Origin of the sequence: Citrobacter sp. Res13-Sevr-PEB04-36 (assembly GCF_015672735.1) — a bacterium.
Taxonomy (GTDB): Bacteria; Pseudomonadota; Gammaproteobacteria; order Enterobacterales; family Enterobacteriaceae; genus Citrobacter.
Genome location: NZ_JADABY010000064.1, coordinates 1 through 16707, shown reverse-complemented (window position 1 = coordinate 16707; position 16707 = coordinate 1). Strand labels below are relative to the sequence as shown.

Genomic DNA, 16707 nt, shown 5'->3' with positions numbered 1-16707 from the left:
ATCATCAGGTGTAATTCACGTATTTAGCATAATTTCTGACGCCGGGTGTAGAGAGAAAGCGTAAAAATATTCGAGGCTCACCTCGATTATTTTACCTGCTCCTGCAGCCAGCCAATAAACGCCTCAATTTTCGGCCACTGCCTGCCGGGTAGCGTGGTGATGTAATAGTGCTGATGGCATTTCAGCGCCATATTGCCAAAGGGGGCAACCAGTTCTCCACTGTCGAGTCGTTTTTGCACCAGCCGTTTGCGCCCCATCGCCACGCCGATATGATTCATGGCCGCAATCACCGCTAAATCAGAACGATCGAAGCCAATGCCCGATGATGTCGGCAAATTCACCGTAAAATGCTGCGCCCAGCTGTGCCACTCATCGGTCCCGGAATCATTACTCCACGCCTGCCTGTCATGCAGCAACGTGCAGTGCGACAGATTCACCCGCGAGCCGGTAAGATCATGGCGGCGGGCATAATCCGGGCTGCACACCGGCAGAATCTCTTCATCCATCAAAAAATGATGCGTCAATTGCGCAGACGGCGCGTCGTCAAAATAGATGGCCAGGTCGACCCCGGCACGCTGCATATTGACGTTATCATTCCCGGTCAGCATGGTCAGGGAAATCGACGGGTAGCGGCGGGTAAAGTCACCGAGAGCCGGAACTAGCCAACACTGGGCGATGGAGGGCCGCGAGTAGACGGTGAGCGTCCCGGACAGCTCCTGATTTTTGATGTCGAGAATTTCCTGGTTGAGCGTATCCAGCGAGGATTTCAGCGCCCAGAACACCCGTTTGCCTTCGTGGGTGAGTTCAACTTTGCGATGTGAGCGGACAAACAGCTGGATGCCCAACTCCTCTTCCAGCTGATTAATTCGGTGACTGACGGCGCTGGGACTTAACGACAGTTCATCTGCCGCCAGCGCAAACGACTGATGCCTGGCCGCCACTTCAAAAGTATAAAGCTTTGACAGCTGCCAGCCATTGAGCAGTCGATTTCTGACCTCGCGTCCGGGATCCATACTCACCTCTTTCATGCTGAATCTTTCCCCAAAGTGTAAAAAAATACGCTGTAAAAATCAGCACAAAGATGAACCAGAGTGAATCATCTCGCATTATCAGGCCGTTATTAGACGTAAATCACCATTTTGATTCAATCTGTCTCATGCGAAAGAAGATTTATATCGTTTGTCAGCATGTGCCTTAATTTTGTCCAATAGACCCAGGGTATAACGTCAGGTTAATCACAGGGCAAGGTGAGATATGCACTCTCAAATCTGGGTTGTGAGCACGTTGTTGATAAGCATCGTGTTGATCGTTTTGACCATCGTGAAGTTCAAATTCCACCCGTTTCTGGCACTGCTGTTAGCCAGCTTCTTCGTGGGTACGATGATGGGCATGGGGCCGCTGGATATGGTCAATGCCATTGAGAGTGGCATCGGCGGTACGCTGGGCTTCCTTGCCGCGGTTATCGGTCTGGGAACCATTCTCGGAAAAATGATGGAAGTATCCGGCGCGGCAGAACGCATCGGCCTGACGCTTCAGCGCTGTCGCTGGCTTTCCGCCGACGTCATTATGGTGCTGGTCGGCCTGATTTGCGGGATCACGCTGTTTGTTGAAGTGGGCGTGGTGCTGTTGATTCCGTTGGCATTTTCCATCGCCAAAAAAACCAATACCTCGCTGCTGAAACTGGCGATCCCACTGTGTACGGCGCTGATGGCGGTGCACTGCGTCGTTCCGCCACATCCGGCAGCCCTGTTCGTGGCCAATAAGCTGGGAGCGGACATTGGTACCGTGATTGTCTACGGTTTACTGGTGGGTTTAATGGCATCACTGATCGGCGGGCCACTGTACCTGAAATTCCTAGGCAATCGTCTGCCGTTTAAACCGGTACCGGCAGAGTTTTCCGACCTGAAGGTTCGCGATGAAAACACGCTGCCGTCGCTGGGGGCCACGCTGTTTACCGTGCTGCTGCCAATTGGCCTGATGCTGATGAAAACCGTCGCTGAACTGAATATGGCGAAAGGCAGCGCGGTATATACGCTGCTGGAGTTTATCGGCAACCCGATCACCGCCATGTTTATCGCCGTGTTTGTGGCCTATTACATTCTCGGTCTGCGCCAGCATATCGGCATGGGCGCACTGTTGACCCATACTGAAAATGGCTTTGTCTCCATTGCCAACATCCTGCTGATTATCGGTGCGGGCGGCGCGTTCAACGCCATTCTGAAGAGCAGCGGACTGGCGGATACGCTGGCACTTATCCTCTCCAACATGCATATGCACCCGATTCTGCTGGCCTGGCTGGTGGCACTGATCCTGCACGCGGCAGTGGGTTCTGCCACGGTGGCGATGATGGGCGCAACGGCGATTGTGGCCCCATGCTGCCGCTCTATCCCAACGTCAGCCCGGAGATCATTGCCATTGCCATCGGTTCCGGCGCGATTGGCTGCACGATCGTCACAGATTCCCTCTTCTGGCTGGTGAAGCAGTACTGCGGCGCTACCCTGAATGAGACGTTTAAATACTATACGACCGCGACATTTATCGCGTCGGTGATTGCACTGGCATGCACATTCCTGCTTTCCTTTATCATCTAAGCGCAAAGAGACGTCCTATGGAAAAAATGCAAAAACTCATCGCCCAGTATCCGTTAGTGGAGGAACTGGTCGCACTGAAAGAAACGACCTGGTTTAACCCGGGCACCACCTCTCTTGCGGAAGGTTTACCCTATGTTGGCCTGACGGAAGACGACGTTCAGGATGCTCACGCCCGTCTGGCGCGCTTTGCGCCGTACCTGGCGAAAGCCTTCCCGGAAACCGCAGCCACCGGCGGCATTATCGAATCTGAGCTGGCAGCCATTCCCGCCATGCAGAAGCGGCTGGAAAAAGAATTTGGCCAGAACATCAATGGCGAAATTCTGTTGAAGAAGGACAGCCACCTGCCGATCTCCGGCTCGATTAAAGCCCGTGGCGGTATTTATGAAGTGCTGACCCACGCCGAAAAACTGGCGCTGGAAGCCGGTTTGCTGACTACGGAAGATGATTACAGCATTCTGCTTTCGCCTGAGTTTAAACAGTTCTTCAGCCAGTACAGCATCGCAGTAGGCTCGACCGGTAACCTGGGGATGTCGATCGGCATCATGAGCGCCCGTATTGGCTTTAAGGTGACGGTGCATATGTCCGCTGACGCCCGCGCCTGGAAAAAAGCCAAACTGCGCAGCCACGGCGTGACGGTAGTGGAGTACGAAGAAGATTACGGCGTGGCGGTTGAACAGGGTCGCAAGGCGGCGGAGTCTGACCCGAACTGCTTCTTTATCGACGACGAAAACTCCCGCACGCTGTTCCTGGGTTACGCTGTAGCCGGGCAGCGTCTGAAGGCACAGTTCGCACAGCAGGGTCGCGTGGTGGATACCAACCATCCACTGTTTGTCTATCTACCGTGCGGTGTCGGCGGCGGCCCTGGCGGCGTGGCGTTTGGTCTGAAACTAGCGTTCGGCGACAACGTGCATTGCTTCTTTGCCGAGCCGACTCATTCACCGTGCATGTTGCTGGGGGTTTATACCGGGCTACACGATGAGATATCTGTACAAGAAATTGGCATCGACAACCTGACGGCGGCAGATGGCCTGGCGGTGGGCCGTGCATCGGGTTTTGTGGGGCGCGCAATGGAGCGTCTGCTCGACGGTCTGTACACCCTTGATGACCAGACCATGTACGACATGCTGGGCTGGCTGGCGCAGGAGGAAGGGATTCGCCTTGAGCCTTCGGCTCTGGCGGGTATGGCCGGTCCGCAACGCGTTTGCGCGTCAGCTGACTATCAACAAATGCACGGTTTCAGTGCTGAGCAGCTTAATAACGCCACGCACCTGGTGTGGGCCACCGGCGGCGGCATGGTGCCGGAAGCCGAAATGGCACAGTACCTGGCGAAAGGGCGCTAAACGCCGTTGACCTTAACGCAGCATCGCCATCAGTTCCATCGGTGAGCGGTGCTGTTTCAGCAGGTCGCGCATAACGCGCATATGCGGAGCTGTGTGGTCAAAGAAAGCGTGGTAGCCTGCACACAGTCCGCCCTTGCCGCTATCATCACAATATGCAGGGCACTCACCACGATAGAATTGCAACAGGGAACATGACTGGCAGCGCGCGTTCATCTGTGAAAGCGTCTGTCGATTGGTTTGTCCCGTCCGGCCACACCACCGATTCAACGTTTCATCAAAAAGCGGAATAGATATTCGTGATATATCCTCACGAACCCAGATATCAAATACCGTATTTAAAAACCGTCCCCAGTCTTCCGCTGTAACGGAACCCGCAGTCGGACACCCTTTTTCATCGCGTTCAACCAGGGGAATAAACTGCGCCGAACGAACGCCTGCTTGTTGTAAATTACGATATAAATCACTAGGATGCTGACATTTCTGGTGATCTACCACCACCTTAATCATTCCCTCACTAACATCCATGTCCTCACATCCTGTCATGCAAAAGTCCCGATATATACGATAAGTTGGCGAACGTGTGTTACAGCAAACAGTATTGCGAGAGATAACACCGCGAGGGAGATCATAAATTTGTCACACACCGCGCGAGATTCAGAAAAATCACTATGCGTGACGTCCATCAGGTTTCGGCTCCGGGTATAGCGCCAAAGGATTATCGCCACAATTGCCAGTACCCCAATTGACACCCAAAACATAAAGCCGGCCTGATGCCAGTTATGTTTCAGCGCCAGTGCTATTAACGCGCCGTAACCCAGCAGGGTGCGAAACCAGGCCAGCGAGGTACGTTCAGGTTGCAGCCCCGGATCGGCGATACGTCGCGATTTACGGCTATCCGGCATACAGCACCAGGCCCATCACAATGACCGCAACAATCATCAAAATTAGACTGATTATCAACAGGCTATGCGTGTATGGCAGGTCCTCTTTCAGGCGCATGGCCTTTTCATTCCGCAACCAGCGCAGGTAGCCATAAATCGCCAGACCGCCGGCAAACAGGCACAGCAGCAGCGCCAGCAGTTCGCGAATGACCGGCGTGGCGAAATCCGGTGCCAGTTGATCAAGACCCACACCGGCGGCCAGAAACCCCAGCGCGGTGCGGATCCACGCCAAAAACGTACGCTCATTTGCCAGCGAGAAGCGGTAATCCGGCGCTTCTCCGAGGCGGGAAATCTTCATTATGGCTCCTTCAATGTTGTTGTCTGGTCGTTATACCGGAACAGTTAAGGAGTATGAACCTGATTCTCAAACGAACGAGGACGTAATGTGATGAGACAAAAGAAAAGAGAGACGCACCTTATGGTGCCGGATGGAGAATTGCGTCTTATCCGGCCTACAGGCAGGCAGGCCGGATAAGTCAGTGTTAACCCATTCCCCAGAAGATCACCGCCAGCAGTTGGGGGGTGATAATGCGCAGGAACATCACCAGCGGGTAGACGGTGGCATAGGAAAGCGCCGCCGCACCGCTGGTAGCGTGCAGGTTATTGGCAAACGCCAGCGCGGGGGGATCGGTCATCGAACCGGCCAGCATTCCGCACAGTGTCAGGTAGTTCATTTTGGTGAGAAGTCGTGCCAGCAGACCAACGGTGATCAGCGGAACGGCGGTAATGAAAATACCGTAACCCACCCAGCTTAAGCCATCTCCCTGAGTTAGCGTGTCGACAAAGTCACCGCCCGATTTCAGACCAACCACCGCGAGAAAGAGCACAATCCCCAGTTCACGCAGCGCCAGGTTAGCGCTCGGTGGCATAAACCAGTACAGCTTGCCGATACTGCCGATACGCCCAAGTATCAGCGCCATAATTAGCGGGCCACCGGCCAGACCCAGCTTTAACGCCACCGGGAAGCCAGGGATAAACAGCGGAATGGAACCCAGCAATACCCCAAGCCCGATACCAATAAATACCGGCAGCATCTGTACCTGCTGCAGCTTTTGCTGCGCATTGCCGACAACATTAGCGACAGCATCAATGGACGAGGGGCGTCCAACCAGATTGAGGATATCGCCAAACTGCAGACTGGCATCGCTACTGGCAACCAACTCAACGCCCGCGCGGTTCAGACGCGAGATTACAACGTCATAGCGCTCTTTGAAATGCAGGTCACGGATCCGTTTGCCCAGCACTTGTTCGTTGGTTACTACCACGCGCTCAACGCGTAAATCCGTACCTCGCGTCGACAGCGAAGTATCGACTTCCTGACCAATCACCACCTGCGCGTTATGCAAATCAGCGGGTTGCCCCACCAGATGGAGCAAGTCACCCAACTGGATAATGGTTCCCGGCGACGGCACCATCAGTGTCTCTTCACGTTTCAGGCGCGAGCAGATGATTTTATCGCTGTTCAGAATGGGGACATCCTGAATCGCCATATTATTCAGGTTCGGGTTTTCAACGCGGATGTTCATGGTCTGAATCAGCGCCTGACCGTTGGTCCGCGTTGATTCGTGCTGCTGTGCTTCCGCCTCGACGTTAACGCGGAAGATAAGGCGCATCAGCCACATCGTGAGCAAAATACCGCAAATACCAAAAGGATAAGCCATGGCGTAGCTCATCCCCATCTGATCCACCACATCCATCGGTGTACCCAGATCGCGCAGGATTTGCTGCCCTGCACCCAGCGCCGGGGTATTCGTGACAGCACCAGAAAATATGCCCAGCACCACAGGCAAAGGAATGGCAAAAATCTTATGCAGGAGAGCGGTGACCAGACCCCCCATAATGACAATCAGCACGGCAAACAGATTCAGGCGCAAACCTGAAACACGCAGCGAAGCAAAGAAGCCTGGCCCCACCTGAATACCGATGGTGTACACGAAGAGTATCAGGCCGAATTCCTGAATAAAATGCAGCATATCACCGCTCAGGGTCATCCCAGCCTGATCGACAAAATGCCCGACGATAATACCGCCGAACAGCACGCCCCCGATGCCAAAACCCACACCCCGGACTTTAATGTTGCCGATCCATAACCCGACAACCGCCACCAATGCCAGAACACTGACCGTCAATGCTATATCACTCATTATTCTGTTCCCTGTGAATAACATCATTAAGTAAATGGATTCTGGCAGAGTACAGGCGCAATGTATGGGTGGTAAAGCACAAAAAAGCCCCGTCATTTCTGGCGGGGCAAAGGCAAGGAGCTAATTAGCTATTTAATGCGGGATGTTCGCTGATGGCGATCCGCTGTGGCGGAACCGTTTCTGGCTCGTTGCGAATTAAATCGATGTGCAACAAACCATTGGTGAAGCTCGCACCGGAGACTTCCATATTTTCAGCCAGGGTAAAGCTCAGGCTGAAGGATTGTGTCACCAGTCCCTGATGCAGCCACTTGGTCTCTTTTTCCGGCTGCTCAGGCGTACCTTTCACGGTCAGACGCGTGCCTTCCAGCTGAATATCCAGATCTTCCTGACGGAAACCGGCTAACGCAAGCGTAATGCGATAGTGGTTATCGTCGCTCTTTTCGATGTTATAGGGTGGGAAGCTCTGGCTTTCACCGGTGTTTTGCAGTGTATTGGCCAGTTTGTCGAAACCGATCCATTGACGCAGCAGCGGGGATAAATCGTAGTTACGCATATTCATTTCTCCTTCTAAGAAGCGAGTAAATACCTTTCAGCTCCCTGACGGCAAGCTGATTGCTTAGCAGGGCCGCCTGACGCGGCCCACTGAATTAGTTGATTTCGATGCGGCGCGGTTTGTTCGCTTCCGGAATCACGCGCTCAAGTTCGATGTACAGCAGACCGTTTACCAGGTTTGCGCCGCGAACATGAATGTTCTCCGCCAACTGGAACTTGCGTTCAAAGTTGCGCTCGGCAATACCCTGGTACAGATAAGTACGTTCTTTTTGCTCGTCCGCATGAGCGCCTTTTACCACCAGCAAATTGTCCTGGGCGGTAATTTCCAGCTCGCTTTCAGCAAAGCCCGCAACGGCAATCGCAATGCGGTAATGGTTTTCGTCCACCAGCTCGACGTTATACGGAGGGTAGCCGCCATTACTCTGGCTCTGATTGCTTTCCAGCAGGTTAAACAGACGATCAAAACCAATTGCAGAACGGTATAACGGGGATAAGTCAAAGTTACGCATAATCAATAGCTCCTGAAATCAGCGAGAATGTTAGACCTTCCATCATGGACAGGTCAGGTAGCCAGGACACCCATCAGGCGTGCCCTTCATTTGCCTACATCCTAAAAATGGGTCTTAATACAAACTTTTCAAGCGTATTCATCTGACTTTTTTTGCAGTTTGTTGTCTATTGCATACACTGGGGGAACAATTGTTATCGTTAGAGTGCGATAGCCGCCACAGTGCGACAGAATGGTGATGTTATTTTTCGCAATGGATCGCTATAACTCACCATGCAAACACCGATGTTTAACAGATGAATAAACGATGATAAAAAAAATGTTGTTTACACTGATGATGTGCAGCGGGATAGCTCTTGTGAGCGGTTGCTCCAGCATCATGTCACACACCGGAGGTAAAGAAGGAACGTATCCCGGCACGCGTGCCAGCGCCACGATGATAAGCGAGAGTGATACAAACTGGGGAACCAAGTCGCTGGCCATTCTTGATATGCCGTTTACTGCCGTGCTGGATACGCTACTGCTCCCGTGGGATTTCTTTCGTACCGATAGCTCGGTGAGATCGCGAGTAGAAAGAAGCGAGGAGAGCACGCAAGCTACTAACGACGTGATCCCCCCGGCAAAAATGCCTACCCCTTAAGTTAACGTCCGGTTTCTGTCACCCACAGCTGGCGGAAACCCTCGACGTCCTCCATCCACGCAACCCGCTGCCCATCAGGCGAAAAAACGATCGCATCTGCGGAAGGTGGAGCTTTGTGACTTTCCGTTAAAAAATCAATCTCTCCCGTCTGCACATTGCAGCAGGCAATTCTGTTTTCCAGCACGAATCCCAGCCATTGGCCTGACGGATGCCAGTTAAACGCTGACTGAATATCGGTCAAACAATGGGTCAGTTGACGCGGTGCACCACCCTGAGCAGAAATCAACCATAGCTGTACCACACCATGATCATCGCGCATCAAAAATGCAATCTCTGGCGCCAGGGGATGACTGCGCACCCAGTGACGCGGCTGATTAACCAGTCCAGGGAAAGCGCGGTCGTGGGTAAATGTCAGGCGACGCTGGATCACGCCAACCGGCGGTGCCGGCATGGTTGATTCGCTGCCTTCAAGCGGTGCATCGCCCGGTTGCTTCCAGCCACTTTCATCCTGCGGCAAATCAACAATAAACAGCTCGGGAACTTTCTCGCCATTTACTGACAACGTATCACCGATAAACGCCAGCGCGTGGTTCCCCACCCAGCCCTCTTCATAGGCACGGTTAATCTCATCGCTGCCCGGCTGCGGCGCAGGCGTGGTCTGGCTCACCAGCACGCACCAGTGGCTCCCGCTGTACTCACGTGGATGCTGAATGGAGACAGGCACCGGGCCATATGGCGTCGCCACGCCAACATTACGTAAATCCAGCGCCGGGGAATACTCATGCAGCACATGGTCGTTATAGGTGAAGCTAACAAACTCACCGTTCGGGCTAAAAACATGCACATGACTACCACCGCGTAGTGCGCCAGGGGTATACGGGGCAGTAATATCCATCGCGTCCAGATTCGTCACGCCATCCTGACCAGCAATCACTCCACGACGATGGTGAAAATCGTAATACCATGTTTCATCTGGGTTTTCAGGGCCATGGATGAACACATATTTTTCAGACTTCGGATGAACGGTCACCACGCCGACGTGTGCCTTCTGCGTCGCGCGATAAATCACCTCCACCTCGCCAGTGTGGATATTGACGCGTTCAATGGTCTCACCGGTAAACGACGCGCCGGAGGGACGCACATCAAAAACCAGCCACTGGCTGTCCGGGGTCCAGGTATTGATATTGGTCAGTTGGTGATGACGCGGCGTAAAGGTGACTTGCTTCATAGGATGCCCTGATACGAGACAATTTCAGTAATCATACTTCACAGGGACTTCACTTTCAGGCTTTAGCGTATACCCATCTCACTTATTACGGGCAGAAAGATGGAACATTTTGACGTGGCAATTATCGGTTTAGGCCCGGCAGGTGCGGCGCTGGCACGGCAGTTGAGCGGAAAAATGCGCGTGATTGCGCTGGATAAAAAGCGCCAGTGCGGGACTGAAGGGTTCACCAAACCCTGCGGAGGTCTACTGGCTCCTGACGCCCAACGTTCTTTTATCCGCGACGGGATCACGCTCCCGGTTGATGTTATTGCCAATCCACAGATATTCAGCGTTAAAACGGTCGATGTGGCCGCCTCTCTGAGCCGAAACTACCAGCGTAGCTATATTAATATCGATCGCCATGCTTTTGATTTATGGATGAAATCACTGATCCCTGACGATGTGCAGGTTTACCATGACAGCCTGTGTCGTAAAGTCTGGCGCGAGGGCGATAAATGGCATGTGATATTCCGTGCAGATGGCTGGGAACAACAGATTACGGCCCGCTATCTGATCGGTGCCGACGGGGCGAATTCGCTGGTGCGCCGTCATCTCTACCCACAGCATCAGATCCGCAAATATGTTGCTATTCAACAGTGGTTTACGGAAAAACATCCTGTCCCGTTCTACTCGTGTATTTTTGATAACGATGCTACGGACTGTTATTCCTGGAGTATCAGCAAAGACGGCTTTTTTATCTTCGGCGGCGCTTACCCAATGAAGGACGGTCAGGCTCGTTTTGACGCGCTGAAAGCTAAGATGGAAGTGTTCCATTTCCAGTTTAGCAATCCGGTGAAAAGCGAAAAATGCACAGTCCTGTTCCCATCACGCTGGAAGGATTTCGTCTGCGGTGAGGAGAACGCCTTTCTGATTGGCGAAGCCGCCGGATTTATTAGCGCCAGTTCACTGGAAGGTATTAGCTATGCGCTGGACAGCGCGGAAATCCTTAAATCCGTACTGTTGCAGGACGCGGTCGACAAAAATAAAGCCTATCGCAAGGCAACCCGCAGGCTGCGTATCAAGCTGTATGGAAAAATCCTCAAGAGCCGGGCGCTAACGTCCGCATTTTCCCATAAATGGATAATGCGCAGCGGCGTGGCGCATTATCCATCGAGCCAGGAAGAGCAGCCCGCCGTAACGGCTGACGGGCTGGTTAAAGAACATTAACCGACGCGCTTCACATCCCCCACCAACAGGATGTAAGACAACGCGCCAAGCAGGGCAACGGCAGAGATATAAACCAGCGCTGGCGCAAAACCATAATCCTGCGCAAGGTAACCGACCACCAACGGAACGGTGATTCCCCCCAGCCCGCCAACAAAGTTAAACATACCGCCGGTGAGACCAATCAAGCGCATTGGCGCCAGTGAAGAGACCAGTGACCACGTGATGGACGCAAAACCGTTGCCGAAGAATGCAATGGCCATCAGGGTCATAATCCACACCGGATCGTTAGTGTAGTTCGCCCCCATGATGCAGGTAGAGATCAATAGGCCACAGATAATCGGCGTTTTACGCGCTACGCCCAGTGAGAAGCCTTTTTTCACCAGTTTGTCCGCCAACCAACCGGAAAGCAGCACACCAAAAAAAGCGGCAAGGAACGGGACAGTAGTCATAAAGCCCGCTTTCAGTGCGGTGATGCCTTTCTCCTGGGTTAAATAGTTTGGAAACCAGGTCAGGAAGAACCACAGTGTAGAGGTAACGGCAAACTGCCCCAGATAGACGCCCACCAGCTTACGATGAAACACTAGCTTCCAGTCGGCTTTGGTCAGCGGCTGACGCGACTCTTTTTTAACAGGCGCATCGCCATCCACCAGACCGCCGCCGTCACGAATGTAGTCCAGCTCAGCTTGAGTAATGCTCTTGGTCAGGCGCGGTGGCTGGTAAACCTTAAACCAGATAAGTGACCAGACAATGCCAATCCCCCCAGTAACAATGAATACCCAGTGCCAGCTCAGGAGCTCCTGAATCCAGATCAGCAGCGGCGTAAGGAACGCCAGGCCCACAAATTGTCCCGATGTGTAGAAACCGACAGCTGAGGCGCGTTCATGCTCGGGGAACCAACTGGTTACCATGCGGTTATTAGTTGGGAATGCGGGTGCTTCAAAAATTCCGGTAATGGCGCGCAGGCCAATTAACGACATCAGCCCAGTCGCAAATCCCTGGAATAAAGTTGCCACCGACCAGCCAAAGATGGCGATAAAGTAGGTCAGACGAGAGCCCACACGATCGAGGAACCAGCCACCGGGGATCTGGCAGAGGGTGTAGAGCCAGGCAAACGCAGAAAAGACATACCCCATTTCCGCTTTGGTAATACCAAATTCTTCCTGAATATGTGCCGACGCCACGGCAAGGTTGGCGCGGTCAACATAACAAATAACCACGGTAATAAAGATCATAATCAGCGTCAGATACCGACGACGCCCGGGTTTTGCAGTAGTAACTGAAATATCCATCGTAATCTGTCTCCAGATTTTGGGCATAGCGAAGCCGCTCACCATGCCCTGTAAATTACAGAGGGTGTATTTGATTTTTTTATAGGGATGGATGTCCTAAATAATTCGTGTCACAGGAAGGCGGCAAGATTGTAAATCCCCGGGAGCTGACTGAAGTCAGTGACTGGGGTGCACAATCGCAGCCAACGCACCTGCGGCGCGAAGTATGACGGACATTACCATTCGGCGACAGAACCATCCTCATGTCGCCACAATGGATTACGCCAGTCCGGCGCATTTTTGCTGAGTTCGATAACTCGGGCTTCATCAATTTCTACACCGAGCCCCGGTTTTGTTAATGGTTTAAAGAACCCACCTTCCATATTGAAATCTTCTTTGTTTTTCACAAAGTCGAGCAGCTCCGCGCCCTTATTGTAGTGAATGCCCATGCTTTGCTCCTGGAATACCGCGTTGCGAGAAACGAAGTCGATATGCAGGCAGGCAGCCAGTGCAATAGGCCCCAGCGGGCAGTGCGGTGCCAACGCCACATCGTAGGCTTCCGCCATTCCGGCTATTTTGTAGCATTCGGTAATACCGCCCGCATGGGACAGGTCCGGCTGAAGAATAGCCAGACCACCGGCTTCCAGCACGCGTTTAAACTCAAAGCGTGAGAACATACGTTCACCTGCGGCAATCGGTATGTGCGTTTGCGCCGCCAGCTTCGGATAGTATTCCGCCTGCTCAGCCAGCACCGGTTCTTCAATAAACAGCGGGCGATATTGTTCCAGTTCTTTGATTAATACTTTCGCCATCGGGGCGCTGACGCGACCATGAAAATCGAGACCAAATTCAATCTCATTCCCGAAGGCTTCGCGAATTTGCGCCACGGTATTCACTGCTGCATCCACCGCGCGAGAATTATCAATGACGCCCATTTCTTCGCAGCCGTTCAGTTTAAAGGTATCAAAACCAATGCTGCGCAGCTTCTTGATACCGTCGATCACTTCTGCCGGCCGATCGCCGCCAACCCAGCTGTAGGCTTTGATTTTATCGCGTACCAGACCACCCATAAGTTGCCATACCGGTGCGTTCAGCACTTTGCCTTTGATGTCCCACAGCGCCTGGTCGATACCGGCGATAGCACTCATCATGATCGGGCCACCACGATAAAAACCAGCCCGGTACATCACCTGCCACAGGTCGTTGATACGTGAGGGATCCTGACCAATCAAGTAGTCGCCAAACTCATGTACTGCCGCTTCCACGGTGCGTGCCCGCCCTTCAATAACTGGTTCGCCCCAACCAACAATCCCCTCATCAGTCTCAATCTTTAAAAACATCCAGCGCGGGGGTAAACGGTACGTGGTGATTTTGGTAATTTTCATTTCACTGCCTCTCGATACGCTTTTACAAATGCCGTAGCCTGCTGCGCGGTACGTTCAATAGACTGCCCGGCGCGATAGAGATCGCCGCCCAATCCAGCACCTGTACAACCTGCATGAATCCATTGCGCCAGATTTTCAGGCGTCACGCCGCCAACGGCAAACACCGGAACATCAGGCGGAAGCACCGCTTTCAGTGCTTTGATGTAGTCCGGGCCAAAAGCGGATGAAGGGAATATTTTTAACGCCTGCGCGCCAGAATCCAGCGCGGTAAAGGCTTCACTGGCCGTCGCACAGCCAGGACAAACGGTCATGCCATAGTTCACCGCACTGCGGATCACCTCAGGCTGAATATTGGGTGTGACGATAAGCTTGCAGCCCATTTGTGCAAGCTGGTCCACTTGCTCAGGTTTAAGCACGGTTCCAGCGCCAATTAGAGCCTTGTCGCCATACGCATCCACAATTGCCGGAATGCTTTTTTCCCACTGTGGGGAATTAAGCGGGATCTCTACAGCATCGAAACCCGCTTCAATGACTGCACCGACATGCGCCAGCGCTTCATCAGGCGTTATGCCACGTAATATTGCGATTAACGGAAGATTAGTTTGCCACTGCATGAACGATGCTCCTTATGCCTGCCTGAAATGCCGTGTCGCCGGATACGACTGAGACCTCACGTCCAATGGCGTGAAATGCCTGTTGATAACGTGAGGTCAGAGCTGAACCTGCGACGAGAGTAATAGCCTGTTGGGACGCGAATTGTTCGCTCATACTGGCGACTTCAGCGCCAATCAGCAGACCGGAGAGAAATTCGCTAACCTGCTCACGCGGGAGAGCCCCCAGCACATGCGAGGCACGCACCTCAAAAAGTTGCGGCAGAATGTCAGGGGCAGCAAGACCACGAGTCAGTCCAGCGGTGAAGGCCTCCGCAGAGGTCTCCTGCTCTGGCAATCCCACCCCTACCAGCGAGTTGCGCAGCAGCAAATAATGCAATTCACCGGTCATTACGGTACGGAAATCATGGATTTGTTGTACGTCGGCCTGTACCCATTTGCAGTGCGTTCCGGGCATGACATAAACAGAGGAAGGAGAAAGCGTGCGGGCACCCAGCAATTGGGTCTCTTCGCCGCGCATCACATTATGGTTATCCTCGCGAGAAACACAAAGTCCGGGAATAATCCAGATATTGTCACCAACAGAGGTTAACTGCTCACCAATGGCAGAGAAGTGGGCGGGAACAGGAAGATAGGGGGCAATTTTCCAGCCCACATTGCTACCGACCATTCCCGCCATCACCACGGCGGTGGCGCCATCACGCCAATTTTGTGTGACTTCAGCTAACACCGCTTCAGGAGATTTACCGTTCAGACGCGTTACACCAGCTTCTGATTGCCTGCTCTCCAGGCATTTGTCGTCCTGGTAAAGCCAGGCGCGTAAATTGGTTGATCCCCAGTCAATTGCGATGTAGCGAGCTGTCATGTGATTTCCTTGAGCCTTCGTGTTGAGCTGGCGATCATAGTTAAAGCCGCCTGCTCTGCCGCATTGCTATCCTGGTGCCGTATCGCATCAAATAGCGCCTTATGTTCCTGGAGCGTCTTCGGCATGTTGGCCTCATCCCCCATCCAGGTTCGTTCAAAAACCGCACGCTGTAGTGAACTAATTGCTATGCTAAGTTGTTGTAAAACAGGGTTATGTACCGACTGTAAAACGGCCTCGTGATAGCGGATGTCCGCTTCATTAAAAGCATCCCTGTCCTGGTTGTTGGCGATCATGTCATTGAGCGCCGACTCGATTTCAGCCAGATCGCTTGAGTTCGCCCGCTCCGCTGCCCAGCGTGCAATCGCCGGTTCCACCAGATTACGAACCTCACTCATCGCGCTAATCAGGCGCGGGTCATAATCGTTTTCCAGCACCCATTGCAGTACATCGGTATCAAGATAATTCCACTGGTTTCGCGGGGTAACAAACGCCCCGCGATAGCGTTTCATTTCAAGGAGCCGCTTCGCCATCAGCGAGCGGAACACTTCACGAATAATATTGCGCGAGGTTTCAAACTCCTCGCACAAATCCGCTTCCGCGGGTAGCGCTGAACCCGGTACGTACTTACCGCTGACAATCTGCTTGCCCAGCGTAATAACAATGCGATCGGTTTTATTGAGAGTCATGGAGAGTCCTTGTGCTCTGTATGTACTGCTCTACTTTACCGTTATCGCTGAAGCACGCCTCAACTTTGTAGTACTAACGTGACGTAATTCATCGTTCCTATAGACGTAATGTAGTACAACATTAATGTGTTGTACTACAATTTAGATCACAAAAACGACAATTCAAATATTCTGAGGAGAAATGAGGAGATTGAGATTATATGTGGGGGAAACCCCGTCTACGCAGCTGAAGATAGCCCTTGAATTCAGGTGTTCTGGCAACTTAATGATAGGTAAACGTCATCGTGACAGCAGTTTGTACAGTTCCGCCTGTCGCACCACCCAGTACACTAAACAGCCTTGCACGCAGAGGCCAATTATAAGTTTCATCCATCAGCGTCATGGTGTGTGATTGACCGTTACCATACTTTTCACCATTCAGACCGTTAAGCTGGATCGAGACCCGCTGCGCTGTTCCGCTATTTTTAAATAACGCCTCATTCCCCTGATTTTCCGGAGTACCAGATATCGTCAGCGTTGCCTGTCGAGTTCCCTTTGGGCAATTGATCAGATGGAGAGAGAAATTCACCCACGGTCCCGCTGAACCAGCATCCCGTAGCCAGGAACGATGAAAGGTATTACCGGGTGTTAAATCTACCTTAAGGTTTTTCGTCTCTAATGAGACCTCGCAAGGCAGAGCGATGAACCGCCCGCTGACGTTTACCATCACCGCATCCGGCGTAGCCAATGCTGCTCCACAAAC

General features: G+C 52.8%; 17 protein-coding genes, 1 pseudogene and 1 other annotated feature. Of the genes and pseudogenes, 4 read left to right on the top strand and 14 right to left on the bottom strand.

Annotated elements, in window-relative coordinates:
• Positions 1 to 86: 86 nt before the first annotated feature.
• The gene (dsdC, locus tag IMQ48_RS18145) at positions 87 to 1013 is read right to left on the bottom strand and encodes a DNA-binding transcriptional regulator DsdC (protein ID WP_196210142.1); all 927 of its coding nucleotides are present in this window, start codon (positions 1011 to 1013) and stop codon (positions 87 to 89) included.
• A gap of 241 nt (positions 1014 to 1254) precedes the next feature.
• Here dsdC and dsdX point away from each other — a divergent pair.
• Together dsdX and dsdA are read left to right on the top strand one after the other, a co-directional pair.
• Positions 1255 to 2525 (top strand): annotated as a pseudogene (dsdX, locus tag IMQ48_RS18140) (D-serine transporter DsdX); the annotation flags it as partial.
• Between the two features lie 83 nt (positions 2526 to 2608).
• Positions 2609 to 3931: a D-serine ammonia-lyase gene (dsdA, locus tag IMQ48_RS18135; protein ID WP_196210121.1), complete on the top strand. Its 1323-nt coding sequence runs from the start codon at positions 2609 to 2611 to the stop codon at positions 3929 to 3931.
• Positions 3932 to 3943: 12 nt separating this feature from the next.
• Here dsdA and IMQ48_RS18130 read toward each other — a convergent pair whose 3' ends face one another.
• From IMQ48_RS18130 to ibpA, 6 genes are all read right to left on the bottom strand, one after another.
• Positions 3944 to 4474 (bottom strand): radical SAM protein, encoded by a 531-nt coding sequence (locus IMQ48_RS18130; RefSeq protein ID WP_196210120.1) that lies wholly within the window; start codon positions 4472 to 4474, stop codon positions 3944 to 3946.
• Positions 4471 to 4833 carry a DUF202 domain-containing protein gene (locus IMQ48_RS18125; RefSeq protein ID WP_196210119.1) on the bottom strand — a complete coding sequence of 121 codons (363 nt, stop codon included), beginning with the start codon at positions 4831 to 4833 and terminating at the stop codon, positions 4471 to 4473. The genes IMQ48_RS18130 and IMQ48_RS18125 overlap by 4 nt, the downstream gene beginning before the upstream one ends.
• The gene (locus IMQ48_RS18120) at positions 4823 to 5170 is read right to left on the bottom strand and encodes a YidH family protein (RefSeq protein ID WP_096759005.1); all 348 of its coding nucleotides are present in this window, start codon (positions 5168 to 5170) and stop codon (positions 4823 to 4825) included. Before IMQ48_RS18120 ends, IMQ48_RS18125 begins: the two co-directional genes overlap by 11 nt.
• Before the next feature lie 184 nt (positions 5171 to 5354).
• Positions 5355 to 7016 carry a putative transporter gene (locus tag IMQ48_RS18115; protein WP_196210118.1) on the bottom strand — a complete coding sequence of 554 codons (1662 nt, stop codon included), beginning with the start codon at positions 7014 to 7016 and terminating at the stop codon, positions 5355 to 5357.
• 124 nt (positions 7017 to 7140) lie between these two features.
• Entirely contained in the window at positions 7141 to 7569 is a 429-nt protein-coding gene (ibpB, locus tag IMQ48_RS18110; RefSeq protein ID WP_196210117.1) for a small heat shock chaperone IbpB, read from the bottom strand.
• A gap of 94 nt (positions 7570 to 7663) precedes the next feature.
• A complete protein-coding gene (gene ibpA, locus IMQ48_RS18105; RefSeq protein ID WP_045448945.1) occupies positions 7664 to 8077 on the bottom strand; it encodes a small heat shock chaperone IbpA in 414 nt (137 codons plus the stop codon).
• Positions 8071 to 8143: a sequence feature (ROSE (Repression Of Heat Shock gene Expression) occurs in the 5'-region of heat shock genes and acts as an RNA thermometer to modulate expression.), on the bottom strand. Its footprint overlaps the gene before it by 7 nt.
• A 240-nt stretch (positions 8144 to 8383) precedes the next feature.
• On the opposite strand from ibpA, the gene IMQ48_RS18100 reads away from it, so the two are divergent.
• On the top strand, positions 8384 to 8716 hold the full coding sequence (locus IMQ48_RS18100) for a YceK/YidQ family lipoprotein (protein ID WP_196210116.1): 333 nt from the start codon (positions 8384 to 8386) through the stop codon (positions 8714 to 8716).
• Position 8717: 1 nt separating this feature from the next.
• On the opposite strand, the gene IMQ48_RS18095 is transcribed toward IMQ48_RS18100, so the two are convergent.
• Positions 8718 to 9944, bottom strand: a complete 1227-nt coding sequence (locus tag IMQ48_RS18095; protein WP_196210115.1) for a DUF3748 domain-containing protein — start codon at positions 9942 to 9944, stop codon at positions 8718 to 8720.
• 99 nt (positions 9945 to 10043) lie between these two features.
• Here IMQ48_RS18095 and cbrA point away from each other — a divergent pair, with 99 nt between their 5' ends.
• Positions 10044 to 11150, top strand: a complete 1107-nt coding sequence (cbrA, locus tag IMQ48_RS18090; protein WP_196210114.1) for a colicin M resistance lipid reductase CbrA — start codon at positions 10044 to 10046, stop codon at positions 11148 to 11150.
• Here cbrA and IMQ48_RS18085 read toward each other — a convergent pair.
• From IMQ48_RS18085 to IMQ48_RS18060, 6 genes are all read right to left on the bottom strand, one after another.
• A complete protein-coding gene (locus IMQ48_RS18085) occupies positions 11147 to 12484 on the bottom strand; it encodes an MFS transporter (RefSeq protein ID WP_196210113.1) in 1338 nt (445 codons plus the stop codon). The genes cbrA and IMQ48_RS18085 overlap by 4 nt on opposite strands.
• 170 nt (positions 12485 to 12654) lie before the next feature.
• Entirely contained in the window at positions 12655 to 13803 is a 1149-nt protein-coding gene (gene dgoD / locus IMQ48_RS18080; RefSeq protein ID WP_196210112.1) for a galactonate dehydratase, read from the bottom strand.
• On the bottom strand, positions 13800 to 14417 hold the full coding sequence (locus IMQ48_RS18075; RefSeq protein WP_196210111.1) for a 2-dehydro-3-deoxy-6-phosphogalactonate aldolase: 618 nt from the start codon (positions 14415 to 14417) through the stop codon (positions 13800 to 13802). The genes dgoD and IMQ48_RS18075 overlap by 4 nt, the downstream gene beginning before the upstream one ends.
• The gene (locus IMQ48_RS18070; protein WP_196210110.1) at positions 14401 to 15279 is read right to left on the bottom strand and encodes a 2-dehydro-3-deoxygalactonokinase; all 879 of its coding nucleotides are present in this window, start codon (positions 15277 to 15279) and stop codon (positions 14401 to 14403) included. The genes IMQ48_RS18075 and IMQ48_RS18070 overlap by 17 nt, the downstream gene beginning before the upstream one ends.
• Entirely contained in the window at positions 15276 to 15965 is a 690-nt protein-coding gene (gene dgoR, locus IMQ48_RS18065; RefSeq protein ID WP_196210109.1) for a D-galactonate utilization transcriptional regulator DgoR, read from the bottom strand. Before dgoR ends, IMQ48_RS18070 begins: the two co-directional genes overlap by 4 nt.
• A gap of 262 nt (positions 15966 to 16227) precedes the next feature.
• On the bottom strand, positions 16228 to 16707 hold a 480-nt coding region (locus tag IMQ48_RS18060), incomplete at its 5' end, for a fimbrial protein (RefSeq protein WP_230326469.1).

Coding starts and splice junctions, on each gene's coding strand:
- dsdC (WP_196210142.1), bottom strand. CDS start 1,013: ATGGATCCCGGACGCGAGGTCAGAAATCGACTGCTCAATGGCTGGCAG.
- dsdA (WP_196210121.1), top strand. CDS start 2,609: ATGGAAAAAATGCAAAAACTCATCGCCCAGTATCCGTTAGTGGAGGAA.
- IMQ48_RS18130 (WP_196210120.1), bottom strand. CDS start 4,474: ATGACAGGATGTGAGGACATGGATGTTAGTGAGGGAATGATTAAGGTG.
- IMQ48_RS18125 (WP_196210119.1), bottom strand. CDS start 4,833: ATGCCGGATAGCCGTAAATCGCGACGTATCGCCGATCCGGGGCTGCAA.
- IMQ48_RS18120 (WP_096759005.1), bottom strand. CDS start 5,170: ATGAAGATTTCCCGCCTCGGAGAAGCGCCGGATTACCGCTTCTCGCTG.
- IMQ48_RS18115 (WP_196210118.1), bottom strand. CDS start 7,016: ATGAGTGATATAGCATTGACGGTCAGTGTTCTGGCATTGGTGGCGGTT.
- ibpB (WP_196210117.1), bottom strand. CDS start 7,569: ATGCGTAACTACGATTTATCCCCGCTGCTGCGTCAATGGATCGGTTTC.
- ibpA (WP_045448945.1), bottom strand. CDS start 8,077: ATGCGTAACTTTGACTTATCCCCGTTATACCGTTCTGCAATTGGTTTT.
- IMQ48_RS18100 (WP_196210116.1), top strand. CDS start 8,384: ATGATAAAAAAAATGTTGTTTACACTGATGATGTGCAGCGGGATAGCT.
- IMQ48_RS18095 (WP_196210115.1), bottom strand. CDS start 9,944: ATGAAGCAAGTCACCTTTACGCCGCGTCATCACCAACTGACCAATATC.
- cbrA (WP_196210114.1), top strand. CDS start 10,044: ATGGAACATTTTGACGTGGCAATTATCGGTTTAGGCCCGGCAGGTGCG.
- IMQ48_RS18085 (WP_196210113.1), bottom strand. CDS start 12,484: ATGGTGAGCGGCTTCGCTATGCCCAAAATCTGGAGACAGATTACGATG.
- dgoD (WP_196210112.1), bottom strand. CDS start 13,803: ATGAAAATTACCAAAATCACCACGTACCGTTTACCCCCGCGCTGGATG.
- IMQ48_RS18075 (WP_196210111.1), bottom strand. CDS start 14,417: ATGCAGTGGCAAACTAATCTTCCGTTAATCGCAATATTACGTGGCATA.
- IMQ48_RS18070 (WP_196210110.1), bottom strand. CDS start 15,279: ATGACAGCTCGCTACATCGCAATTGACTGGGGATCAACCAATTTACGC.
- dgoR (WP_196210109.1), bottom strand. CDS start 15,965: ATGACTCTCAATAAAACCGATCGCATTGTTATTACGCTGGGCAAGCAG.